Below are 22,862 nucleotides of genomic sequence, written 5' to 3' on the forward strand. Positions count from 1 at the left end.
ACCGTCCGTACCACCATGTACGGCACGGCCGCCGTGCCCCAGACCCGCGCGCAGACCTCTCGCACCCGCGAGGGGTTTTTTCGTTTTCCGGCCCACACCTCGGCCGGTGCACGAGGCGCACGGGATGATGGGGGCAAGTGGAGCCAGACCGTCCGGATCCACTCATCCGACAGGAGCCATACCAGCAATGACCACCAAGGCCAAGCCCACCGACGACGGCTTCCATGTCTTCGACACCACGCTGCGCGACGGTTCGCAGCGTGAAGGCATCAACCTGACGGTCGCCGACAAACTGACCATCGCCCGGCACCTGGACGAGTTCGGCGTCGGCTTCATCGAGGGCGGCTGGCCGGGCGCCAACCCCCGCGACACCGAGTTCTTCGCCCGCGCCCGTCAGGAGATCCAGTTCGAGAACGCCGAGCTGGTCGCCTTCGGCGCGACCCGCAGGGCGGGCGGCACGGCCGCCGAGGACCCCCAGGTCAAGGCGCTGCTGGAGTCCGGTGCCCCGGTGATCACGCTGGTCGCCAAGGCCCACGACCGCCATGTGGAGCTCGCGCTGCGCACCACGCTGGAGGAGAACCTGGAGATGGTCCGCGACACCGTCTCCCACCTCCGCGAGCACGGCCGCCGGGTGTTCGTCGACTGCGAGCACTTCTTCGACGGATACCGCGCCAACCCCGAGTACGCCAAGGCCGTCGTCAAGGCCGCCGCCGAGGCCGGCGCCGACGTGGTCGTCCTCTGCGACACCAACGGCGGGATGCTCCCGGCCCAGATCCAGGCCGTCGTCTCCACCGTCCTCGCCGACACCGGCGCCCGCCTCGGCATCCACGCCCAGGACGACACGGGCTGCGCCGTCGCCAACACCCTGGCCGCCGTCGACGCGGGCGCCACGCACGTCCAGTGCACCGCCAACGGCTACGGCGAGCGCGTCGGCAACGCCAACCTCTTCCCGGTCGTCGCCGCGCTGGAGCTCAAGTACGGCAAGCGCGTGCTGCCCGAGGGCGCGCTGGCCGACATGACCCGCGTCTCGCACGCCATCGCCGAGGTCGTCAACCTCACCCCCTCCACGCACCAGCCCTACGTCGGCGTCTCCGCCTTCGCGCACAAGGCCGGGCTGCACGCCTCCGCGATCAAGGTGGACCCCGACCTCTACCAGCACATCGACCCCGCCCTGGTCGGCAACACCATGCGGATGCTGGTCTCCGACATGGCCGGACGCGCCTCCATCGAGCTGAAGAGCGACGAGCTGGGCATCGACCTCGGGGGCGACCGCGAGCTGGTCGCCCGGGTCGTCGCGCGGGTCAAGGAGCGCGAGCTCAAGGGCTACACCTACGAGGCGGCCGACGCCTCCTTCGAACTCCTGCTGCGCGCCGAGGCCGAGGGCCGGGTGCGGCGCTACTTCCGTACCGAGTCCTGGCGCGCGATCGTCGAGGACCGCCCCGACGGCACCCACGCCAACGAGGCGACCGTGAAGCTGTGGGCCAAGGGCGAGCGGATCGTCGCCACCGCCGAGGGCAACGGCCCGGTCAACGCCCTGGACCGGGCGCTGCGCGTCGCCCTGGAGCGGATCTACCCGCAGCTCGCCAAGCTGGAGCTGACGGACTACAAGGTCCGCATCCTGGAGGGCCGCACCGGCACCGACTCCACCACCCGCGTCCTGATCACCACCGGCGACGGCACCGCCGAGTGGTCGACCGTCGGGGTCGGGGAGAACATCATCGCCGCGTCCTGGCAGGCGCTGGAGGACGCGTACACCTTCGGCCTGCTGCGCGCAGGTCTCGAACCGACCGACTGACGCCCGCACGACACGCCGCCCCCGTCCGCCCGCCGACAACTGGCAGGGCGGGCGGGGGCGTTCGCGTGCGGGGCCCCGTACGGGGAGAGAGTGAACGGGATTTGGGTTGCCTCGTCAAGGGTTTGCACGTTCAGGAGTTGAACGAAAGGACCGTGTTCTTCTCGTTATCAGATGGGTACGGACCAATCTCGACGTGAAGTATTGACGACTGTGTTCCAGCGGGGTTAACTCCAGCCACCAACGCCGGTACCGGTTCCGGAACCGGTTGCGGTACCGGTTCCATCGCCGGCCGCTGTGGCCGCTCCCTCTGTCCCGTTGTGCCCCGGAGGCCCCGATGCGTGTCACCATCGCTGATGTCGCCCGCGAGGCCGGCGTCAGCAAGACGACCGTCTCCCGGGTCATCAACACCAAGGGCGAGGTGGACGGTTCGACGGCCGCCCGGGTCCGCGAAGTGATCGCCCAGCTCGGTTACGTGCCCAGTTCGGGCGCCGTCGGGCTGGCCCGCGGCAGCAGCCGTACGGTCGGCATGCTGGTGCCCTCGCTCACCTGGCCCTGGATGGGCGAGGTGCTCCAGGGCGTCGTCGACACCGTCGAGGCGGCCGACTACGGGCTGCTGCTGTTCACCTGCAACCGCGGGGCCGAGTCCGTACGGCGCTTCACCAGCCAGGTGTCGGCGCGGGCCTTCGACGGACTGGTCGTGGTGGAACCCGAGAACACCATGGACCACCTCACGGAACTGCACCGCGGCGGCCTGCCGATCGTGCTGATCGACGATCGCGGCCACCACCCCGAATTCCCCTCCGTCGTGACCACCAACCACGAAGGAGGCGCGTCGGCCGCCCGCCATCTGCGGGACGCCGGCCGCACCAGGCCTGTCGTGATCACCGGCCCCGAGGACTTCGGCTGCGTACGCGACAGGCTGGCCGGGTTCGTCTCGGTCCTGCCCACCGACCTCGTCGTCCGGGGGGACTTCACCGAAGGCTGCGGCCGACTGGCCGTGGAGGAACTCCTCGCCGCGGGAACGGAGTTCGACTCGGTCTTCGCGCACAACGACATCACCGCGGCAGGCGTGCTGCGGGCGTTGCGCGCCGCGGGGAAGACCGTGCCCGGTGACATCGCGGTCGTCGGCTTCGACGACATCCCGATGGCCGAGCACACCGAACCGCCCCTGACCACCGTGCGCCAGCCCACCCGGCAGATGGGTGAGACGGCCGCGCGGATGCTGCTCTCCCACCTGGGCGGCACTCCGGTACCCGACGCACCGGTCGTGCTGCCCACCGAACTGGTCGTGCGCCACTCGGCGCCCTAGCGGACCGGCTCCCCAGGCCCCCGCACCCGCAACGCCCGCACCCGCAACGCCCGTACCAGCAACGCCCGTACAAGGCGCGCCGAGCGCTGCCCGTTTCCGGATCCCACAGACCCGCCAGTCCCTCCTGGAGTCGTTATGTCCGCACGCCGTCACCACACGCTCAGAGCCGTCGCGGTCGCCACCGCGGTGGTCGCGCTCGCCGCCGGATGTTCGTCCGCCAACTCCAACCGGAACAACAAGTCCGGCGGCGGCGCCACCGGCGTCCTGAACATCGGCAAGCCGGACGGACCGCAGACCAACAACAGCAACCCGTTCCTCAACACCTCGGCCGGCGCCACCCTCGGCTACCGCTGGATGATCTACGAGCCGCTGGCGATGACGAGCCAGATCCGGCCCGCCGCCAAGGCCGACCCGTGGCTGGCGACCGACTGGAAGTGGGAGCTCAACTTCACGAAGGTCACGTTCACCCTCGACGACCGCGCCAAGTGGGCCGACGGCAAGCCGCTCACCGCCGAGGACGTGGCGTTCACCTTCAACACGCTGAAGAAGCACCCCGCGCTCAACCAGGACGGCATCCCGTGGGGCGGCGTCGAGGTCAAGGACAAGAAGGTCGTCCTGACCTTCGACACCTCGCAGTACGTCAACCAGAACAAGATCATCCAGCAGTTCATCGTGCCCAAGCACATCTGGGAGAAGGTCGACAACCCGGAGACCTGGCCGAACCGGACCCCCGTGGGCTCGGGCCCGTACAAGCTGAAGACCTTCACGCCGCAGACCACCACCCTGACCGCGACGCCCACCTACTGGAAGGGCTCGACCAAGGTCAAGGAGCTGCGCTACAGCACGTACAACGACAACAACGCGGCCACCACCGCGCTCGCCGGCGGCAAGCTGGAGTGGTCCTTCGTCTTCATGCCGGACTACAAGAAGCTGTTCATCGCCAAGGACCCGGAGAACCACAAGCTGTGGTTCCCCTCCGGCCTCGGCATCCACGGCCTCTGGTTCAACACCACCCGCAAGCCGTTCGACAACCCGGCGCTGCGCAAGGCCATGGCGATGGTCATCGACCGCAAGGCCATCTACACCCAGGCCGAGGCCACGCTCTACCCGGAGATCACCAACCCCACCGGCATCCCGCTGCCCGCCGGTGAGTCCTTCCTCGCCCCCGAGTACCAGAAAGCCACCACGACCCCGGACGTCGAGGGCGCCAAGAAGGTCCTGGAGAAGGCCGGCTTCACGCTCAGCGGGGGCGTCCTCAAGGACCCGGACGGCAAGCCGGTGTCACTCACCCTCACCGACCCGGCCGGCTGGAACGACTACATCACCGGTCTGTCGATCATCAAGGACAACATCAAGAAGATCGGCATCGACGCCAAGGTCAAGACGCAGACCGCCGACGCCTGGACCGCCAACGTGGCCAACGGCAACTTCGACGCCACCCTGCACTGGACCAACAGCGGCGCCACCCCGTACGACATGTACCAGAACATCATGGACGGGGCGCTGCTCCAGCCCATCGGCAAGCCCTCCCAGCAGGGCAACTTCGGCCGCTTCAAGAGCACCGAGGCGACCGAGGCGCTGAAGGACTTCGCCCAGGCCACCACGGACGTCGCCCGCAACACGGCGATGAACACCCTCCAGAAGATCATGGTCGAGCAGGCGCCGATGGTCCCGACCGCGGCCGCGCCCGTCGGGGCCGAGTACTCCACGAAGAACTGGGTGGGCTGGCCCACCGAGGACGACCCGTACGCCGACCCGCAGCACACCCAGCGCTCCTCGCTGGAGATCGTGCTGAAGCTCAAGCCCGCCAAGTAGGACCAGGTACCGGTCATGTCTGAGCAGCCAGAGAACAACCACATCGTGCTCGAAGCACGCGGGGTCACCAAGCACTTCGCCGTGCGGCGCACCGCCCGCGACCTCCTCGCCCGCACGCGCCGTACCGTCCACGCCGTCGACGACGTCTCGCTGGAACTGCGGCGCGGCACCGTCACGGCACTGGTGGGGGAGTCGGGCTCCGGGAAGTCCACCGTCGCCAGACTGCTCGCGCAGCTGTATCCGCTCACCTCGGGCGAGATCCACCTGGGCGGACAGCCGGTGAAGGCCGGACGTGGCCGGTCCTTCCGCAGTTACGTACGCCGGGTCCAGCTCATCTTCCAGGACCCGTTCGCCTCGCTGAACCCCGTGCACACCGTGCGCTACCACCTGACCCGGTCGCTGAGGATCCACGGCCGGGCGGGCAGCGGCGCGGCGGAACTGGAACACAACCTGACCGCTCTGCTGAACCGCGTCCAGCTGACTCCTCCTCATCAGTACCTGGACAAGTTCCCGCACGAGCTGTCGGGCGGCCAGCGCCAGCGCGTGGCCATCGCCCGCGCGCTCGGCGCCGACCCCCAGGTCCTCCTGGCCGACGAGCCGGTCTCGATGCTGGACGTCTCCATCCGGCTAGGGGTGCTCAACCTGCTCAAGGACCTCAAGGACCGGCTCCGCCTCGCGATCCTCTACATCACCCACGACATCGCCTCCGCCCGCTACTTCGCGGACACCACGCTGGTGATGTACGCGGGCCGGATCGTCGAGGGCGGTGACAGCGAGACCGTCACCCAGCGCCCCGCACACCCCTACACCCAGCTGCTCATCGCCTCGGCGCCCCACCCGGACCGCACGGGCGCCGAGGACGAGCCGGAGGAGAACGGCAGCGGCGAACCCCCGTCGCTCATCGACCCGCCGGCCGGCTGCCGCTTCCACCCCCGCTGCCCCAAGGCGATGGAGCGCTGCCGCACCGAGCTGCCGCCGCGCTTCGACCTGGCCGACGGCCAGTGGGCCGCCTGCTGGCTGTACGAGGGCACCGGCACCGCCCGCACCGACGACCACGAGAAGGAGGCTGCGAAGTGAAGTTCCTGCTCCAACGGCTCGCCTTCTACCTGGTCACGGCCTGGGCCGCCATCACGATCAACTTCATCCTCCCGCGCCTGATGCCGGGCGACCCCGTCCAGGCGCTCATCGCCCGCTTCCAGGGCCAGCTGGACACCAGTGCCATCGACTCGCTGAAGGCCCTGTTCGGCCTCGACAAGAAGCAGTCGCTCTGGCAGCAGTACACGGACTACTGGTCGCACCTGTTCCACGGCGACCTCGGGATGTCGTTCACCTTCTTCCCGACCCCGGTCAGCGAGGTCATCGGCGAGGCACTGCCCTGGACCCTTGCGCTCGTCGGCATCACCACGCTGATCAGCTTCGTCCTCGGCACCGGCATCGGGGTCCTCACCGGCTGGCGGCGCGGCTCCTGGATGGACAGCCTGCTGCCCGTCACCACGTTCATCTCCGCCATCCCGTACTTCTGGCTCGGCCTCATCGCGATCTCGCTGTTCGCCGTCAAGTGGCCGCTCTTCCCCTTCGAGGGCGGGTACGACAACTCCCTGGTCCCGGCCTTCGACTGGCCGTTCATCTCCAGCGCGCTCTACCACGGGGTGCTGCCGGGTGTGACGATCGTCCTCAGTGCCGTGGCCGGCTGGATCCTCGGCATGCGGAACATGATGGTGACGGTGTCCAGCGAGGACTACGTCATGGTCGCCCAGGCCAAGGGCCTCTCCGAGCGCCGGGTGATGTTCGGCTACGCGGCACGCAACGCGATCCTGCCCAACATCTCCGGCTTCGCCCTCTCGCTCGGCCTCATCGTCGGCGGCACGCTCCTGGTCGAGATGGTCTTCAACTACCCGGGCATCGGCTTCCAGCTCCTCCAGGGGGTGGGCGCCAAGGACTATCCCCTCATGCAGGGCATCTTCCTCATCATCACGCTCTCCGTGCTCATGGCGAACCTCCTCGCCGACGTCCTCTACATGGTCCTCGACCCCCGTACCCGAAGGGAGGCGTAGGGCTATGGCCGTCACCGCCACCGAGGTCGCCGTACTCGACGCGGCCGAAACCCCGGCAGCGAGCAAGCGCAGGTTCCGTTTCCTGCGCGGCCGGAAGACCGTCATCGGACTGGGCATCCTGCTCTTCTTCGTGCTGATCGCGGTCATCGGCCCGTGGATCGCCCCGTACGACCCCGACAAGATGAGCCAGGACCTGCTGCAGGCGCCCTCCGCTTCGCACTGGTTCGGCACCACGCAGACCGGTCAGGACGTGCTCTCGCAGATCCTCGTCGGAACCCGGGGCGTGCTCGTCGTCGGCTTCGTCGCGGGCATCCTCGCCACCGTCCTGTCCGTGCTGATCGGGGTCAGCGCCGGCTTCCTCGGCGGCCTGGTCGACGAGGTGCTGTCGCTGCTGTCCAACGTCTTCCTGGTCATCCCCGGCCTGCTGCTGATCATCATCATCGCCAGCTTCGTCACCGACGCCGGCGACCTGCTCATCGCCTTCGTCATCGCCCTCACCTCCTGGGCCTGGGGCGCCCGCGTGCTGCGCGCCCAGACGCTGTCGCTGCGCCGCCGCGACTACGTGGAGGCGGCCCGCGCCACCGGCGAGCCGACCTGGCGGATCATCCTCTTCGAGATCATGCCCAACCTCACCGCCGTCATCGCCTCCGGCTTCGTCGGCACGGTCATCTTCGCGATCCTCTCCGAGATCACCCTCGCCTTCATCGGCGTCGCCGACATCTCCAACTGGAACTGGGGGACCGTCCTGTTCTGGGCGCAGTCCAACCAGGCACTCGCCCAGGGCGCCTGGTGGTGGTTCGTCCCCGCCGGGCTCTGCATCGCCCTGCTCGGCATGTCCCTCGCGCTCATCAACTTCGGCATCGACGAATTCGTCAACCCGCGGCTGCGCACCGAGACCGGCGGCTCCCGCAAGGTCAGGATGCGCGTCGGCTTCACCCCGGTGACCCGTACCGGCACCGCACCGCACAAGGAGACCCGCTCATGAGCGAGCCCGTCCTCACCATCAGCGGCCTCAATGTGGACTACGGGACCGGCGCCGGCGCCGTGCACGCCCTGCGCGACATCGACCTCACCCTGCACCGCGGCGAGGTCCTGGGCCTCGCCGGCGAGTCCGGCTCCGGCAAGTCCACCCTCGCCTACGCGGTCACCCGGCTCCTCTCCCCGCCCGGCGTCATCACCGGCGGCGAGGTCCACTACCACGGGCGCGACGGCGAGGCCCTGGACCTGCTGGCCATGTCGGCGGCCGAACTGCGCGCCTTCCGCTGGCAGGAGCTGTCGATCGTCTTCCAGGGCGCGATGAACTCGCTGAACCCCGTGTACACGGTGCACAGACAGCTCACCGACGTCCTCCAGGCCCACCGCCCGGAGATGAAGAAGGCCGACCGCACCGCCCGGGCCCGGGAACTGCTCGGCCTCGTCGGGATCTCCCCGGACCGGCTCGGCGCCTACCCGCACCAGCTCTCCGGGGGCATGCGCCAGCGCGTCATGATCGCGATGGCGCTCGCCCTGGAGCCCGAGATCGTCATCATGGACGAGCCGACCACCGCGCTCGACGTCGTCATGCAGCGCCAGATCCTGCGCCAACTGGTCAGGCTCCGCGAGGAACTGGGCTTCTCGGTCGTCTTCATCACCCACGACATCTCGCTGCTGATCGAGTTCTCCGACCGGATCGCGATCATGTACGGCGGCCGGATCGTCGAGCAGGCCGGCGCCTCCGAGATCTACCACGACCCCCGCCACCCCTACAGCGCCGGGCTGCTGCACTCCTTCCCCGCGCTGCACGGCCCCCGCCGCGAACTCAGCGGCATCCCCGGCTCGCCCCCGCACCTCTCGGCGATGCCGGCCGGCTGCGCCTTCCACCCCCGCTGCGCCAAGAAGACCGAGGGCTGCGACACCCACGTCCCGGTGCTCGCGGCGCCGGACGCGGACGGCTCCCGCTCGGTGGCCTGCTGGCTCCACCACGAGGCCCCGGCGGCCGCCGCCCGTCCGTAGCGTTTCCGAGCGACCCACCCCAGGAGAACCATGAATCTCGTCACCCCCCGGGCATACGCCCGCGAGACCGTCGCCCGGGCCGTGCCCGGTCTGCCCGCCGGCTTCCGCTGGGGCGTCGCCACAGCCGCGTACCAGATCGAGGGCGCGGCGGCCGAGGACGGCAGGACACCGTCCATCTGGGACACGTACTGCAGGGTGCCGGGCATGGTCGTCCGCGGCGAGAACGGTGACGTGGCGTGCGACCACTACCATCGGATGCCCGAGGACGTCGCGCTGATCGCGGACCTCGGCGTCGACACGTACCGCTTCTCGCTGGCCTGGCCGCGCATCCAGCCCGGCGGCCGGGGCCCGGCCAACCCGAAGGGCCTCGACTTCTACAAGCGCCTGCTCGACGAGCTGGAGGCCAAGGGCGTCACCCCCTGGGTCACCCTCTACCACTGGGACCTGCCGCAGGAGCTGGAGGACGCGGGCGGCTGGCCGGTGCGCGACACCGCGTACCGCTTCGCCGAGTACGCCGCGCTCGCCTACGACGCGTTCGGCGACCGGGTCACGCACTGGACCACGCTCAACGAGCCCTGGTGCTCGGCGATGCTCGGCTACGCCTACGGCAACCAGGCCCCCGGCCGGCAGGACTTCGGCGAGGCGATCCACGCCGTCCACCACCTGCTCCTCGGCCACGGCCTCGCCTCCCGGCACCTGCGCGAGCAGGCCGCGGCCCGGGGCAACGCGCTCGAACTCGGCATCACCCTCAACCTGGGCACCGCGACGCCCGAGACCGACAGCCACGAGGACGCCGAGGCCTGCCGCCGCGCCGACGGCCTCGGCGCCCGGCTCTACCTGGACCCCGTCGTCAAGGGCGCCTACCCCGAGGACGTCGTCGCCGACCTCGCCGCCCAGGGCGTCGAACTGCCCGTCCGGGACGGCGACCTGGCCGCCATCTCCACCCCGCTGGACGTCCTCGGCGTCAACTTCTACCGGGGCTCGCTGTTCTCCGGCGTCACGGAGGACGGCGCGGCCACCGACGCCGACGGGCTGCCCGTCACCCGGCAGGTGGAGCGCGACCTGCCGCGTACCGCCATGGACTGGGAGATCACCCCCACCGCCCTCACCGACCTGCTCGTCCGTCTGGAGGAGGACTACGGCCTCCCGACGGTCATCACGGAGAACGGCGCCGCCTTCGACGACACCGTCTCCGAGGACGGCGGGATCCACGACGCCGACCGCACCACCTATCTCGCCGACCACATCGCCGCCGTCGCCGCCGCCCGCTCCCGAGGGGCGGACGTGCGGGGCTACTTCGCCTGGTCGCTGATGGACAACTTCGAGTGGTCCTACGGCTACGACAAGCGGTTCGGCATCGTCCGCGTCGACTACGACACGCAGGTGCGGACGCTCAAGGACAGCGCCAAGTGGTACCGCGACACCATCCGGCTCACCCGCGACGCGTCGTAGCCGCGCTCGCGGGTGTGGCCGCCCGACCCCCACCGATACGAACGGGAACCCCACCATGCCCTCTCGTACGACCCTGGCAGCCACCACCGCCGCTCTGATCGCCCTCGCCGCCCCCACGGCCTTCGCCGCCCCGGCCCCCCGGCCGGCGGTGGCCGAGGCCGCGGCGTGGGACACCGACCGGGCCGCCGCCGCCCACGCCGCCGACCCGGGATCCGTCACCGCGTCCGGGAGCGAGAACGCCGCTTCCGGACCGGGGGCGGTGGCCGACGGCGACGGCACCACCCGCTGGTCCAGCGACTTCGCCGACGACGCCTGGATACGGGTCGACCTCGGCTCCGTCATCCGCGTCAGCCGGGTCACCCTGGACTGGGAGGCCGCCTACGGCAAGAAGTACGTCCTGGAGGTGTCGAAGAACGGCACCGACTGGACCACCTTCTACACCGAGGACGACGGCACCGGCGGCAGCGTCACCGCGCACACCTACCCGCAGGAGGTCACCGGCCGCTACGTCCGGATGCGCGGCGTCCAGCGCGCCACCCCCTGGGGCTACTCCCTCTACTCCTTCAAGGTGTACGGGGGAGAGCCGGCGCCGGCCTCCACCACCCGCACCAACCTCGCCCTCGACCACCCCGCGTACGGCGACTTCTACCAGCACGCCGGCAACTCCCCGGCCTTCGTCACCGACGGCGGCTGGCCCGCCGACCTGAAGGCCGACCGGTCCCGCTGGTCCAGCGACTGGAACGCCAACCGCTGGGTGGGCGTCGACCTCGGGGCCACCTCCGTCATCGACACCGTGGACCTGTACTGGGAGGCGGCCTACGCCGTCGACTACCGCATCCAGGTCTCCGACGACAACCGCACCTGGCGCACCGTCTACCAGCCGTCCGCCGCCGAGGTCGCCGCCCGCCGCGCCGACGTCAAGTCGCCCGGCGACGCCGTGGGGCGGCACGACACCGTCACGCTGCCCACCCCGGCGACCGGCCGCTACGTCCGGATGCTCGGCGTGGAGCGCCGCTCCTTCTACAACCCGGCCCCCTCCACCGCCCAGTTCGGCTACTCGCTCTACGAGTTCCAGGTCTGGGGCACCGGCGGCAGCGCGGACGCCGCCTACCCGCCCCTCCCCAAGAGCCCCGGCGGCGCCTACACCACCACCTTCTTCGACGACTTCACCGGCTCGGGCCTGGACCGCTCCAAGTGGCGGGTCGTGCGTACCGGCACGGAGATGGGTCCGGTCAACGGCGAATCGCAGGCGTACGTCGACTCGCCGGAGAACATCCGCACCGAGAACGGCGCCCTCGTCCTGGAGTCGAAGTACTGCAAGGGCTGCACCTCGACGCCCGCGGGCACCTTCGACTTCACCTCCGGCCGCATCGACACCAACACCAGGTTCGACTTCACCTACGGCAAGGTCAGCGCCCGTATGAAGCTGCCGGTCGGCGACGGCTTCTGGCCCGCCTTCTGGATGCTCGGCAGCGACGTCGACGACCCGGACGTGTCCTGGCCCGGCTCGGGCGAGACGGACATCATGGAGAACATCGGCTACGGCGACTGGACCAGCTCCGCCCTGCACGGCCCCGGCTACTCGGCGGAGGGCAACATCGGCGCCCGGCAGACGTACGCCGACGGCGGGCGCGCCGACCAGTGGCACACCTACGGCGTCGAGTGGACGCCCGAGGGCATGACGTTCACCGTCGACGACCGGGTCGTCCAGGCCACCTCCCGCCAGAAGCTGGAGTCCACCCGAGGCAAGTGGGTCTTCGACCGGAACCAGTACGTGATCCTCAACCTGGCCCTCGGCGGCGCCTACCCGGCCGGCTGGAACAAGGTCACCAGCCCGTACTGGGGCCTCCCGCAGTCCAGCGTGGACCGCGTCGCGCAGGGCGGCGTCAAGGCGGAGATCGACTGGGTGCGGGTGGAGCAGAAGAAGTAGCCGCCCCCGGACCCCGGGACCCCCCGCACCACCCCCCACAGGCACGTCACCTCCCGGTACCACCCGCACTCCGCGCGCGGCACGGCGTCCCCCACCGCCGTGCCGCGCGCGGTCACCGTACGAAGGAGAGCCGTTCACGCCGCCCCGCATCCGCCGCCGGGCGAGACCCGCGACCGCCGTGCCGGCCGGCCTGCTCGCCGGGGTCGTCCCCGGGACGGCCGCCCCGGCCGCCGAGGTCGCCGAGCGCACCGGCCCCGGCCGGACCGAGGCCGGCCGGGAGACCACCGGCCGGGAGACCGCCGGCTGGGAGACCGCCGGCTGGGAGACCGCCGGCCGGGAGACCACCGGCCGGGAGACCACCGGCCGGGAGACCACCGGCCGGGAGGCCACCGGTCGGGAGGCCACCGGCCGGGCCCGCCTGCTGGTCCAGCAGAGGACCGGCTGCAAGCCGACCGAGAAGGTGTCCGAGCCGTTCGCGGACGCCGGTCGCCTGGCTGCTCACCGGTGAGCCGACCGGTGCGGCGGTGAAGCCGCGGACGGCCTGCCGGGCCGCCTGAGCGGCGCGGGGGCGGGTGGTCCGGGGACCGGCCGCCCGCCCCGCACCCCGGTTCGGCGACCCACCCGTTTCGTACGGGTGTGCGGTAGCTTGGGAGTATGCGGAACAGGCCGTTCCTCGCTTCTCCGGCTCCGGCGCTCCTGGCGGCACTGCTGGCGGTGCTCTCCGCACTCGCCCTGTTCCTGGCCCCCGCCGCCCCGGCCGCGACCGGCGCCTCCACCGTCGACGACGTTGCCCAGGCCCTGCGCGAGGGGCCCGTCTACGTCGACCCGGCCGCCTCCGACCAGCTCTCCCGGGGCCAGGCCGCCGCGCTGACCGAAAAGATCGAGGACGCGGACAAGCCGGTCTTCGTGGCCGTGCTGCCGGACACCGCGGCCTTCCCCGAGGACAGCGTGCTGCGCACCCTGCGCACCGAGACCGGCATCACCGGCGTCTACGCCGTCCGCCTCGGCGACGGCTTCAGCGCGGGCGCCGACCCGCAGGTGATGTCCCGGAACGCCGTCCTCAACCTCACCGCCGCCGTGAAGACGCCCGGCGCGGACACCGACGCCGCGACCCAGCTCAACGCCTTCGTCGACCGCGCCGTCGAGCAGGCCCGGGGCAGCGCGCCCGCCTCCTGGGGCGGCGGCGGGAACTCCTCGTCCGGCGGCGGCTCGGCCACCGCCGGCCTGATCGCCCTCGGAGCCGTGGTGGTCCTCGGCGGGGCCACCGCGTACACGGTCGTGCACCGCAACCGCAGGCGCAAGGAGACCGAGGAACGGGCCGCGCTCGACAAGCTGCGGGTGGTCGTGGACGAGGACATCACGGCGTACGGCGAGACCCTGGACCGGCTCGACTTCCACCCGGCGGAGCCCGGCGCCGACGACGCGATGCGCACCGACTACGAACACGCCCTGGACTCCTACGAGAGCGCCAAGTCCCGTATGGCGCGGGCGAAACACCCCTCCGACGTGCGCGGGGTGACCCAGGCCCTGGAGGACGGGCGCTACTCGCTCACCGTGCTCGACGCCCGCCGCTCCGGCCGCGAGCTCCCGGTCCGCCGCCCGCCCTGCTTCTTCGACCCGCGCCACGGCCCCTCGGTCGCCGACGTCCGCTGGTCCCCGTCGGGCGGCAGCGCCCGCGAGGTCCCGGTGTGCGCGGCGGACGAGGTGCGGCTGCGGGAGGGCCAGGACCCGATGAGCCGGACCGTCGACGTGGGCGACGGCCGCCGCCGCCCGTACTGGGAGGCGGGCCCGGCCTACGGCCCCTGGGCGGGCGGCTACTTCGGCGGCGGGCTGCTGCCCGGGCTCCTGGTCGGCACCATGCTCGGTTCGATGCTCGCCACCCCGGCGTACGCGGCGGACTACGGCGGCGGTGAGTTCGGGGGCGGCGACTATTCGGGCGGCGACTTCTCGGGCTCGGACTTCGACTCGTCCGGCTTCGGAGGCGGAGGCGACGGCGGGGGCGGCGGCTTCGGGGACGGCGGCGGTTTCGGCGGCGGAGGCGGGGACTTCGGCGGAGGATTCTGACAACACGGCGAAGGGGGTACGGGACGCGGGCCCCGTACCCCCTTCGGCCATGGTCCGGCCGGCTCAGCGACCGCCGTGGGCGCGCTCGAACGCGGCGAAGGCCGCCTCCTGGCGCCACTCGGTCGCCGCCTTCGGGCTGGCCGCGAGGTAGTCCGCGCAGCGCGCGCCCGGCCGGCCGTCACCGGGGCGGTCGGCCCGGCAGGCCGCCACCATGCGGTAGCCGGAGGGCGCGGTGCCGGCCGCCCACAGGCTGCGGCCGTCGCGGAACGCGTACTCCAGCGAGGCGCGGGCCAGGTCCTTCAGCTCGGTGTACGAGAGGCTGTACGTCTTCGCGGCGTACTGGTACTCGTGGCTGATGTCGATCCGGGAGACGCCAGGGTCGTCGGTGGACAGCACGATCGGCACGCCGTAGCGGCGGTACGCGTTGAACGGGTGGTCCTCGCCCGCGATGCCGAGGATCTGCTTGTTGCTGGAGAACGGCACCTCGACCGCGACGTGCCGTCGCGCCATCGTCCGGGCCAGCGCGCGCCAGTCGTCCTCGTGGACCAGGTCCACGCCGTGCCCGATGCGCTCGGCGCCGGCGACCCGCACCGCCTCGTCGATGTGGAAGGTCAGGTCCTCCGGCTTGACCATGCCCGGGGCCAGCTCACCGGCGTGCAGGGTGAGGTGCGCGCCCGGGTACTGCCCGCGCAGGTACTTCAGCATCCGCATCTGGAGGCTGTAGTTCTCCAGCGAGCTGTCCCAGTCCTCCGGCTGGACGAGGTTGACCGCGACGAACCTCGGGTCGCGCTCGGCCAGCCGCATGCCGACCGCCATCTGCGTGAAGACCCGGACCGGGGAGCTGCCCCGGGAGACCTGGGAGATCCAGCGGACGGGCAGCTCGCAGGCGGGCGCGGGGCGGGGGGTGTCGCAGTGGGCGGCCTCGCGGAACTGGACGTCGGTGTCGTCGGCCTCCTGGACCGCCTCGTCGATCACCTTGTCCAGCTTCCCGCCGGCCAGGAGCTTGCGGTGCAGTGCGGCCAGGTCGGCGTCGTAACCCACCGCGTCGGCCAGCGACTTGGCGCTGTCCGAGGCCGGGCTGACCATCGTCTCCAGGTAGAACTGGTTCTGCTTCACCACGGTGTCGGCGACGTTGGCCAGCATCTTGCCCCGGGCGTACCAGGTCGCCATGCCGAACTTGCCGAACGTGTCGAAGAAGTGGTCGTGCCCGGACTCGTCGGCCGGGAAGTCCTGCATCGACCAGGCCCGGACGATCTGCTGCCGGAACGCCTCGTCGGTCCGCGCGTCGGCGGCCGGCCGGGTGCCCGGGCCGCACGGCGCGGCCACCGCGGTCATCGTCGCGTCGATGCACAGCCCCTGCTCGATCGCGAGCTGCAGCAGGTACTCGGTGGTCACCGCGCCGGACAGGTGGTTGTGCAGGTCACCGCCCTTGGGCAGGTCCTTGAAGAAGGCCCGCAGCCGCGCGGGCCGGTCCCGCAGCGAGTCCAGGTAGGCGGCGGTACGGCGTTCGGCGGGCGTCACCGGGCGGGGCGCGGCGAGTTCGGCGGCGCGTACGGCGCTGTCGCGCGCGGGAGCGGCGGCGGTCGCGGGGAGCGCCGGGACCAGGCTCAGCAGGGCGAGAGCCCCGCCGATCCCGGCCAGGAAGGGGGACTTGGGACGGCGAGCCGTCCGGTTGCTAGAGATCACCGAGGCATGATCGCGCCCGCAAAGGTCATTTGCCCGCGCATCATGCCTTGGGGAGGGAAGATCCACCCGATCGAGTGGGGGAGCGCCTGGCGGACCGGGCCGGGCGGGCGGAAACTTCCGCCGGACGGCCGGTGTTCGCGCAGTTCACCGGGGTGAGGGGCGGTCCAGACCACTAACGGCGGGTGGAAACTGTTTACCGTGGGGTGGCACCTGTGGCTCACTGTGTCGTGATCGCGACAAGTGGACGCGCGTAGGCCATACGCGAAGCGTGCTGCCCCGGGCGGTCGGTCAACGGCCGCTCCCCCCACCAGCAGGAGGCCCTTCATGACCCCACCCCTGAGCCGGCGCGGTGCCCTGATCGCCGGAGCCGCCGCCCTCGCCGGCGGCCTGGGCCCGGCGGCCGCCGCGGAGGCGGCCCTCCGGCTGCCGGAGGGCGCCCCGCATCCCCGCTTCTCCGCCCTGTCACCCCTCCAGCGCGCCGGGCAGCGGGTCATCCACTCCTACCCGGGCCCGACACCCCCGGCCTCCCTGATGACGGCCATCGAACAGGGCCACACGGCCGGCGTCATCTTCTTCGGTGAGAACGTCCAGAGCCTGACGCAGATCGAGGGCGTCATCCGGTCGATGAACGAGGCCCGCGCCTCGTCCCCCGTCCAGGCCCCGCTCCTCCTCATGACCGACCAGGAGGGCGGGATGGTCCGCCGCCTGCCCGGGGAACCCGTCAAGTCGGCCAAGGACGTCGGCGCCTCGGCCGACCCGCACTACTGGGCCGGCTTCACCGGCAGCGGCGCGGGCGCGAACCTCGCCGGAGTCGGCATGAACGTCAACCTGGCCCCGGTCCTCGACGTGTACCGCAAGGCCGGCGACTTCACCGACCAGTACGAACGCTCGTACAGCAAGTCGGCCGCCGCCGTGGCGAGTTGCGGTGCCGATTTCATCACCGCGCAGCAGCGTGAGGGCGTCGCCGCCACCGCCAAGCACTTCCCGGGCCTGGGCCCGGCGTCGGCCAGCCAGAACACCGACCTGCGGACCGTCACGATCACCACCTCCGCGGCCACCCTCCGCAGCGTGGACGAGGCCCCGTACCGGGACGCGATCGCGGCGGGCGTCAAGCTGGTCATGCTGTCCTGGGCGATCTACACCGCCCTGGACTCCGCCCGCCCCGCCGGTCTCTCGCCGGCCGTCGTCGGCGAGCTGCGCAACCGGCTCGGCTTCAAGGGGGTCACCGTCACCGACGCGCTGGAGGCCGGCGCCCTCTCGTCCTACGGCAGCACCTCGCAGCGCGCCGTCAAGGCCGCCGGGGCGGGGATGGACCTGCTGCTCTGCTCGGCGCGCAGCGTCTCCCAGGGCGACGAGGCGGTGGCCGCCCTGGCCGGCGCCCTGGGCGGTGCGCTCGACCCGGCCGCGTTCGACGCGGCGGCCGCCCGGGTGAACGCCCTGCGCGCGGGGCTGTGACGCGTGATCGCTCTGCGGTCGGCCGCATCCGGCCGTGAGCGCCCTGCGCGCGGGGCTGTGACGACGCCGGTCGCGGCCGCGACGAGCGCCCCCGCCGGTCCGGGCCCGCGGTGCGAGTCCGGACCGGTGGGGGCGGCCGCCCGCTACTCGGCCGGAACGGGCTCGAAGCCCAGGCCGTAGCCGTCCTTGCCCATCGTGAGGCGCAGGGTCGTGTAACCGGGCTCGCCCCGGTTGCCGAACTTGCTCCAGTACTGGCAGGTGAAGCCGGTGTCGGCGCCCATCGGGACCGCCTTCGCGGCGGGGAGCTCGTCGCAGGCGAGCTTGCTCGCGTCGGTGCGGCCGGATTCGGCGCCGTACTGCTCGTTGAACGAGTCGTACACCGCCTCACCCACCAGCAGGCCCTTCTTGGGCGTGGCGTCGAAGAAGACGAGCACGCTGCCCTTCTCGGCCGAATCGCTGATCTTGACCTCGTAGGGGACGTCGACCCCCTCGTACGTCGCGACGCACGTGCTGACCGCACCGGCCTTCTGGTCCACGCCGTCCGGACACGTGGCGGAGGTCTTGCCGGCCACCCGCGCCGAACGGAGCACCTTCTCCCGCAGGTTGTGCTCCACCTTCTCGGCGAACGGCGCGTCCATCGCCGGCGTCGGGGTGACCTTGAGCTTCTCGCCGGCCTCGCGCTGGGGGACGACCCCCGGTCGGGGGCCGTCGACGGCGACCGGCAGTGCCTTCTGCGGGGCGCCGCCGGCGTCGTCGTCGTTGCCGGAGGAGCCGCAGCCCGCGAGGAGCAGACCCGCAGCGGCCAGTCCGACAAGAATCTTCGTTCGTTGCATAAAGAGAGAGTAAAGGGGGCTGCGGGGAGCTGTGCGCCGGGCCGGGTATTCGGGAACCCGCCGCCCCGATACGTTACGGAGATGGCCGATGCCCCCGTCTCCGTACCCGCCCCCGGAAGCTCCGCCGACGTCGTCCGTACGTGGGACGCGCGCGCGGAGCACTACCTCCAGCTCTTCCGGTACGAGTTGGAGGCGAAGCCGTACGACCTGGAGGTCCTGCGTGCGTTCGCGGAACGGGTCGGCGCGGGCGGCAGGGTGTACGACGCGGGCTGCGGGCCCTGCGGCCACGTCACGGCCCTGCTCGCGGCCCACGGCCTCGACGCGCTGGGCATCGACCTCTCGCCCCGCTGCGTCGCGCTCGCGCGCCGGGAGCAGCCCGGCTGCCGGTTCGCCGTCATGGACCAGCGCGCCGTCACGGGCGGCCCGCTCGACGGCCTCGTCACGTACTACTCCCTGCACGACCAGCCCAAGCGCCTGCTGCCCGACACGCTCGCGTCCTGGGCGGCCGCGATACGCCCCGGCGGCCAGCTGCTGATCGTGGCGAAGGAGGGCGTCGGCGACGGCATCATCGCCGACCCCCTGGGCAGCGAACTCCGCGTCTACTGGGCGGAGTTCACCGCGTACGAGCTACGCAGGGCCGCCCACGGGGCAGGCTTCGGCACCGACGACTGCACGGTCCGCGAGGCGTACGAGGACGAGATCCCGGCCCGCCGCGTCTACCTCGCGGCCACGAGACGCTAGGCGTTCGCCCGGAGGAACGCGCTCCAGGCGGTGGGCGGGACGGTGAGGACGGGCCCGTCGGTCACCTTGGAGTCCCGGATGTGCACGGCGACGGGATGCGCGGCGACCTCGACGCAGTCGCCGCCCTCGCTGCCGCTGTAGCTCGACTTGCGCCAGTTGTAAGCGACTTCGACGCAGTCGCCGCCCTGGCTGCCGCTGTAGCTTGACTTGAACCAGTTGAGGCCAGTGCGGTTCATCTCTCTCCAAGCAGGTGTTCCAGTAGGCGGATGCTCTCCTCGGGCGAGAGAGCCTGCGACCGGAGCATCCCATATTTCTGCTGGAGAACGCTGACGTCATCCGGATCATCGTGGAGGAAGCTGACCAGCTGCCCTTCCACGTAGGCGAGATAGTCGTGGTCCGGGGTTTCGAGGAGGACCATAGGCCCGTCGAGGGCGGCGTGCTTCGGCAGCTTCGACGGCATGATCTGGATGCTCAGGAAAGGGAGTTCGGCGCACTCGCGTAGACGCTCAATCTGCTTGCGCATCATGCCGGGCTCTCCCCTCTCGCTCCGCAGGACGCTCTCCTCGATGATGAAGTGCAGCATGGGACGAGGCTTACGGGACAGGAGGCGCTGCCTGTCCATGCGGGCCGCTACCTGATCTTCCAGTTCGTGCTCCTCCAGGGGCGGGTACTGGCAGGAGAGGACGAACCGCGCGTATTCCTCCCTCTGGAGGAGTCCCGGGACAAGCTGGCTCTGGTACGACATCAAGCTCAGCGCGTTCTGTTCGTAGTCGACGAAGTCCTGTACGAACGCGGGAAACCGCTCCTTCTGTGGCACCTTCACGACGGCAACCTGCAACGCCTGTTTGGTGGCCAGAAGTTGATCCAAAATGATCGCGAAGTCAAGCTGAAGCGGACGCCGCCCTTGCTCGATGGACGCGATCGTGTCCTCGCTCACGCGGCACTGGTCCGCGAGGGCCGTCTGTGTTAACCCGGCGGCCCGTCGGAAGGTCGCCAACTGTGCGCCGATCACGTGCCAGGCCGTGCCGCGCTTCCTGCTCTGCTTCGGGTTCGCCATGCAGTTCCTCTCCCCCTCGTGCGATGGTGATGACCCGCCAGCGGTCGTACATCGACTCCGTACGACCTGACTCGGTGCACAACCGTAGTGACGGTATGTGACCGTCGTCTCATGAACGAAGCAACTCAACTCCTCGAATTCCGCCAAGCCTTCTACCGCCGGGAGCGCCGGTCCGTGCCGCTCGTACGGAAGTTCGTACGGCAGGCCCTGGTCAACTGGGCGTGCGAGGAGCACAGCGTGAACACGGACGACGTGCTGCTCTGCGTAAGCGAGCTCGCGACCAACGCGCTCGTGCACGGCGTGCCGCCCGGGCGCGGTTACCGGCTTTTCCTGCACTGGGACCGCGCCGAGGCGCGGCTGAGGGTCGAGATCCACGACAGCGGCGACGGCGAGGTCCCGGAGGCGGCTCCGTCCCCGGACCCCACGGCGGAGCGCGGTCGCGGCCTCATGCTGGTCGCCGCGCTGGCGTCCAAATGGGGGGTCGGCGAACGCCACCCGGGCAAGATCGTCTGGTGCGAGTTCGCCGTCGAAAATTAGGGGCCCGTGTGTCAGGGGGGTGCAGGATGATTCCGCCCCGCGGCGGAAGCCTGCACTCAGGCAAATCGTCCCACTCGACCAAGGCGTGAGGCAGGTCGAATGCGGCACGATATGGAAGCAACGGGTCTCCAACATCGTGGAGTCGAGGCGTCGAACGTCTTCCTCGCCGGCGTGGAAGACCTGTCCGTTGCGCACACCGAGTCGTCACCCGATCAGCGGCCATGCCGAAGAACGCACACCGATCCGAAGGTTGGTGGAGTGCCCCGCCGCAGCGTCCGGTGCTTCTTCCGTGGACTGTGGGGGTCTCGAGTTCCGGGGTCGTGTAGTCCGAACTGGCTTATGCCAGCGGCGCTGCCGGTCAGCCCACAATTCGAAGCCTCCGCAGGGTAATGGGTTCGCAAGAACGGTAAAGATTTGGTCTGCATAGGCAGCGTCGCTTTTGTCCGCGTGGAGCAATATGACCTTCGGTTCGTCCGTTGAGGGGTCTGTATGCGGCTTCCCGTAGGGCCTGTGGCTGAGTGCGGCAGTTCGTGCATCAAGGAATCATCGCGCCGTGCCATAACTCGCCTCACTTGTCCGTATGTGCGCAATCGCGATGCGTGTACCGCTCGCTGCGCATTCCAGGGAGCGAAGATCCTTGACGGCCTCGACGGTGACACCTACTGTCCGCGAGCGACCTTCACTCAAAGGTCACGAATATGCGGGACCTGGGGAGGTCCTACGTCGGGGGTGGGAGAGGCGTGTCTGTCAGTAGCTGGAGATTCGGGCGTGCATGCGGGCTTTTGCTCGCCTTTGGTCTCTCGATGGGCGTGGCTCCCGGCGTTGTGTCCGATGCCGAAGCGGCAGTCAGAGAGGGTTCGTCAGTAACCACGGTTGCAGAGGCGGATCCTGAACAGACAGCGTTGGCACGCGCCGCGGCGTCGGGGGAACCTGTCGAGATTGCTGAGGCTCGTACCGAGTATTCGACGACCGATGCCAATCCGGATGGTTCATTCACGCTGAAGCAGTCGACGGCGCCGCAGCGAGTGCGGGCCGGTGATGGTTCCTGGCAGGCTGTGGATACCACCCTGGTGCGCCGGCCGGACGGTTCGATCGGGCCGAGGGCTGCTGTGGTGGATCTTGCTTTCAGCGGGGGCGGCAGTCGGAGCATGATCCGTTTGGGCAGCAGGCAGAGTTCGGTCTCTTTGGACTGGCCCGGTGAGCTGCCGGAGCCGGCCATCAGCGGGGCGACGGCCACCTACGCCGAGGTGATGACGGGCGTCGACCTCGAACTCACGGCGACGGCGGAAGGCTACCGCCAGATTCTGGTGGTCAAGTCTGCAGAGGCTGCAGCGAGTTCCGCCCTCGAGAAGGTGACGCTGTCCGTCGATGGAGACGGGCTGCAGGTAGTTTCGGGAGCCGGCGGGGGCCTGCGGGCAATCGATGCGAACGGCAATACCGTCTTCAACGGGCCTGCGGGGCAGATGTGGGACTCGGCCGGTGACCAGGCTGCGGCTCGTCTGACTCGTGTGGCGGCCGAGGAGCCGCAGGACCCGACGGGTGAGGGTGACCCCACGCAGCCCGGGGCGGGAGATGCGACCGCAGTGCTGCCGGTGAACGTCGCGGAGGGGACCGTTTCCATTGCGCCGGACCTGGATCTGCTGCGAGGCGCGGAGACGGTATATCCCGTTCGCATCGATCCGCCGGTCGGACTGGGGATCTCTGAGCGGTCGGTGATCTCCTCGGACGGCGACCGGTGGTGGCAGTTCAATGGGGAGTACGGGGTCGGGCTCTGCGGCAGCGCGGATGGCTACTACTGCGGCAACGGCTACAAGAACCGCATGCTGTTCGAGATGGCCCCAACTCAGCTTTCCGGCAAGTACGTCTTGGACGCGACCTTCAGGGCGCATGAGACGTGGTCGTTCAACTGCGACCCGCACTGGGTGGACCTCGAGCGTACGGACAACATGTCCGAGGGCACTCGCTGGCCCGGTCCCAAGGATCTCGACCAGATGGGTGATAAGTGGGTATCCAACGGGCGGGGCGACAATTGCACGCCTTCACAGCCTGAAGTTCCCCCCGCGGACTGGACAGCGGGTGTTTACGCTGCCGGGGCGAGGTTCTGCCTGAGCAGGGATCTCGTTTCGAGCGGGGTGACGTAGC

At 70.4% G+C, this 22,862-nt stretch carries 19 protein-coding genes; 15 read left to right on the forward strand and 4 right to left on the reverse strand.

All coding sequences use genetic code 11. From position 1 onward, the window contains the following. The first annotated feature begins 187 nt into the window (after positions 1–187). The 11 genes from cimA to ABZ564_RS29235 all read left to right on the forward strand — a co-directional run bounded on the left by cimA (position 188) and on the right by ABZ564_RS29235 (position 14,411). Positions 188–1,795, forward strand: coding sequence for a citramalate synthase (gene cimA / locus ABZ564_RS29185; RefSeq protein ID WP_360862121.1), 1,608 nt, complete (start codon positions 188–190; stop codon positions 1,793–1,795). Positions 1,796–2,129: 334 nt separating this feature from the next. After that, positions 2,130–3,104, forward strand: a complete 975-nt coding sequence (locus tag ABZ564_RS29190; RefSeq protein ID WP_360862122.1) for a LacI family DNA-binding transcriptional regulator — start codon at positions 2,130–2,132, stop codon at positions 3,102–3,104. Positions 3,105–3,239: 135 nt separating this feature from the next. Then, complete coding sequence (locus ABZ564_RS29195) at positions 3,240–4,919, forward strand: ABC transporter substrate-binding protein (protein ID WP_360862123.1); 1,680 nt, start codon at positions 3,240–3,242, stop codon at positions 4,917–4,919. Positions 4,920–4,934: 15 nt separating this feature from the next. Beyond that, positions 4,935–5,996: an ABC transporter ATP-binding protein gene (locus tag ABZ564_RS29200; RefSeq protein WP_360862124.1), complete on the forward strand. Its 1,062-nt coding sequence runs from the start codon at positions 4,935–4,937 to the stop codon at positions 5,994–5,996. Beyond that, positions 5,993–6,973 (forward strand): ABC transporter permease, encoded by a 981-nt coding sequence (locus ABZ564_RS29205; RefSeq protein WP_360862125.1) that lies wholly within the window; start codon positions 5,993–5,995, stop codon positions 6,971–6,973. The genes ABZ564_RS29200 and ABZ564_RS29205 overlap by 4 nt, the downstream gene beginning before the upstream one ends. Positions 6,974–6,977: 4 nt before the next feature. After that, positions 6,978–7,958 carry an ABC transporter permease gene (locus ABZ564_RS29210; RefSeq protein WP_360862126.1) on the forward strand — a complete coding sequence of 327 codons (981 nt, stop codon included), beginning with the start codon at positions 6,978–6,980 and terminating at the stop codon, positions 7,956–7,958. Further along, on the forward strand, positions 7,955–8,965 hold the full coding sequence (locus ABZ564_RS29215; RefSeq protein WP_360862127.1) for an ABC transporter ATP-binding protein: 1,011 nt from the start codon (positions 7,955–7,957) through the stop codon (positions 8,963–8,965). Before ABZ564_RS29210 ends, ABZ564_RS29215 begins: the two co-directional genes overlap by 4 nt. A 30-nt stretch (positions 8,966–8,995) precedes the next feature. Then, on the forward strand, positions 8,996–10,417 hold the full coding sequence (locus tag ABZ564_RS29220) for a GH1 family beta-glucosidase (protein WP_360862128.1): 1,422 nt from the start codon (positions 8,996–8,998) through the stop codon (positions 10,415–10,417). Positions 10,418–10,472: 55 nt separating this feature from the next. Next, on the forward strand, positions 10,473–12,347 hold the full coding sequence (locus ABZ564_RS29225) for a discoidin domain-containing protein (RefSeq protein ID WP_360862129.1): 1,875 nt from the start codon (positions 10,473–10,475) through the stop codon (positions 12,345–12,347). 178 nt (positions 12,348–12,525) lie between these two features. After that, complete coding sequence (locus tag ABZ564_RS29230) at positions 12,526–12,855, forward strand: hypothetical protein (protein ID WP_360862130.1); 330 nt, start codon at positions 12,526–12,528, stop codon at positions 12,853–12,855. A gap of 146 nt (positions 12,856–13,001) precedes the next feature. Beyond that, on the forward strand, positions 13,002–14,411 hold the full coding sequence (locus ABZ564_RS29235) for a hypothetical protein (protein ID WP_360862131.1): 1,410 nt from the start codon (positions 13,002–13,004) through the stop codon (positions 14,409–14,411). Between the two features lie 63 nt (positions 14,412–14,474). On the opposite strand, the gene ABZ564_RS29240 is transcribed toward ABZ564_RS29235, so the two are convergent. Next, on the reverse strand, positions 14,475–16,097 hold the full coding sequence (locus tag ABZ564_RS29240) for an adenosine deaminase (protein ID WP_360862132.1): 1,623 nt from the start codon (positions 16,095–16,097) through the stop codon (positions 14,475–14,477). 324 nt (positions 16,098–16,421) lie between these two features. Between ABZ564_RS29240 and ABZ564_RS29245 the strand changes: the two genes are divergently transcribed. Then, complete coding sequence (locus ABZ564_RS29245; protein WP_360862133.1) at positions 16,422–17,552, forward strand: glycoside hydrolase family 3 N-terminal domain-containing protein; 1,131 nt, start codon at positions 16,422–16,424, stop codon at positions 17,550–17,552. 143 nt (positions 17,553–17,695) lie between these two features. Here ABZ564_RS29245 and ABZ564_RS29250 read toward each other — a convergent pair whose 3' ends face one another. Then, on the reverse strand, positions 17,696–18,385 hold the full coding sequence (locus ABZ564_RS29250) for a hypothetical protein (RefSeq protein ID WP_360862134.1): 690 nt from the start codon (positions 18,383–18,385) through the stop codon (positions 17,696–17,698). A gap of 81 nt (positions 18,386–18,466) precedes the next feature. On the opposite strand from ABZ564_RS29250, the gene ABZ564_RS29255 reads away from it, so the two are divergent. Beyond that, positions 18,467–19,126 (forward strand): class I SAM-dependent methyltransferase, encoded by a 660-nt coding sequence (locus ABZ564_RS29255; protein ID WP_360862135.1) that lies wholly within the window; start codon positions 18,467–18,469, stop codon positions 19,124–19,126. Here ABZ564_RS29255 and ABZ564_RS29260 read toward each other — a convergent pair. Continuing rightward, positions 19,123–19,362, reverse strand: coding sequence for a DUF397 domain-containing protein (locus tag ABZ564_RS29260; RefSeq protein ID WP_360862136.1), 240 nt, complete (start codon positions 19,360–19,362; stop codon positions 19,123–19,125). The two genes, ABZ564_RS29255 and ABZ564_RS29260, sit on opposite strands and share 4 nt — an antisense overlap. Further along, positions 19,359–20,183 carry a helix-turn-helix transcriptional regulator gene (locus ABZ564_RS29265; RefSeq protein ID WP_360862137.1) on the reverse strand — a complete coding sequence of 275 codons (825 nt, stop codon included), beginning with the start codon at positions 20,181–20,183 and terminating at the stop codon, positions 19,359–19,361. Before ABZ564_RS29265 ends, ABZ564_RS29260 begins: the two co-directional genes overlap by 4 nt. 111 nt (positions 20,184–20,294) lie before the next feature. On the opposite strand from ABZ564_RS29265, the gene ABZ564_RS29270 reads away from it, so the two are divergent. Together ABZ564_RS29270 and ABZ564_RS29275 are read left to right on the forward strand one after the other, a co-directional pair. Then, positions 20,295–20,720 (forward strand): ATP-binding protein, encoded by a 426-nt coding sequence (locus ABZ564_RS29270; protein WP_360862138.1) that lies wholly within the window; start codon positions 20,295–20,297, stop codon positions 20,718–20,720. Between the two features lie 740 nt (positions 20,721–21,460). After that, the gene (locus ABZ564_RS29275) at positions 21,461–22,861 is read left to right on the forward strand and encodes a hypothetical protein (protein ID WP_360862139.1); all 1,401 of its coding nucleotides are present in this window, start codon (positions 21,461–21,463) and stop codon (positions 22,859–22,861) included. The last annotated feature ends 1 nt before the right edge of the window (position 22,862 follow it).

This window comes from Streptomyces sp. NPDC019224 (assembly GCF_040632605.1).
Classification (GTDB): Bacteria; Actinomycetota; Actinomycetes; order Streptomycetales; family Streptomycetaceae; genus Streptomyces.

What these genes read in the sequence shown, in the direction of transcription:
- ABZ564_RS29200 (WP_360862124.1), top strand. Translation starts at nt 4,935, where the DNA reads ATGTCTGAGCAGCCAGAGAACAACCACATCGTGCTCGAAGCACGCGGG.
- ABZ564_RS29265 (WP_360862137.1), bottom strand. Translation starts at nt 20,183, where the DNA reads ATGGCGAACCCGAAGCAGAGCAGGAAGCGCGGCACGGCCTGGCACGTG.
- ABZ564_RS29195 (WP_360862123.1), top strand. Translation starts at nt 3,240, where the DNA reads ATGTCCGCACGCCGTCACCACACGCTCAGAGCCGTCGCGGTCGCCACC.
- ABZ564_RS29255 (WP_360862135.1), top strand. Translation starts at nt 18,467, where the DNA reads ATGGCCGATGCCCCCGTCTCCGTACCCGCCCCCGGAAGCTCCGCCGAC.
- ABZ564_RS29215 (WP_360862127.1), top strand. Translation starts at nt 7,955, where the DNA reads ATGAGCGAGCCCGTCCTCACCATCAGCGGCCTCAATGTGGACTACGGG.
- ABZ564_RS29235 (WP_360862131.1), top strand. Translation starts at nt 13,002, where the DNA reads ATGCGGAACAGGCCGTTCCTCGCTTCTCCGGCTCCGGCGCTCCTGGCG.
- ABZ564_RS29225 (WP_360862129.1), top strand. Translation starts at nt 10,473, where the DNA reads ATGCCCTCTCGTACGACCCTGGCAGCCACCACCGCCGCTCTGATCGCC.
- ABZ564_RS29245 (WP_360862133.1), top strand. Translation starts at nt 16,422, where the DNA reads ATGACCCCACCCCTGAGCCGGCGCGGTGCCCTGATCGCCGGAGCCGCC.
- ABZ564_RS29250 (WP_360862134.1), bottom strand. Translation starts at nt 18,385, where the DNA reads ATGCAACGAACGAAGATTCTTGTCGGACTGGCCGCTGCGGGTCTGCTC.
- ABZ564_RS29190 (WP_360862122.1), top strand. Translation starts at nt 2,130, where the DNA reads ATGCGTGTCACCATCGCTGATGTCGCCCGCGAGGCCGGCGTCAGCAAG.
- ABZ564_RS29220 (WP_360862128.1), top strand. Translation starts at nt 8,996, where the DNA reads ATGAATCTCGTCACCCCCCGGGCATACGCCCGCGAGACCGTCGCCCGG.
- ABZ564_RS29210 (WP_360862126.1), top strand. Translation starts at nt 6,978, where the DNA reads ATGGCCGTCACCGCCACCGAGGTCGCCGTACTCGACGCGGCCGAAACC.
- ABZ564_RS29260 (WP_360862136.1), bottom strand. Translation starts at nt 19,362, where the DNA reads ATGAACCGCACTGGCCTCAACTGGTTCAAGTCAAGCTACAGCGGCAGC.
- cimA (WP_360862121.1), top strand. Translation starts at nt 188, where the DNA reads ATGACCACCAAGGCCAAGCCCACCGACGACGGCTTCCATGTCTTCGAC.
- ABZ564_RS29270 (WP_360862138.1), top strand. Translation starts at nt 20,295, where the DNA reads ATGAACGAAGCAACTCAACTCCTCGAATTCCGCCAAGCCTTCTACCGC.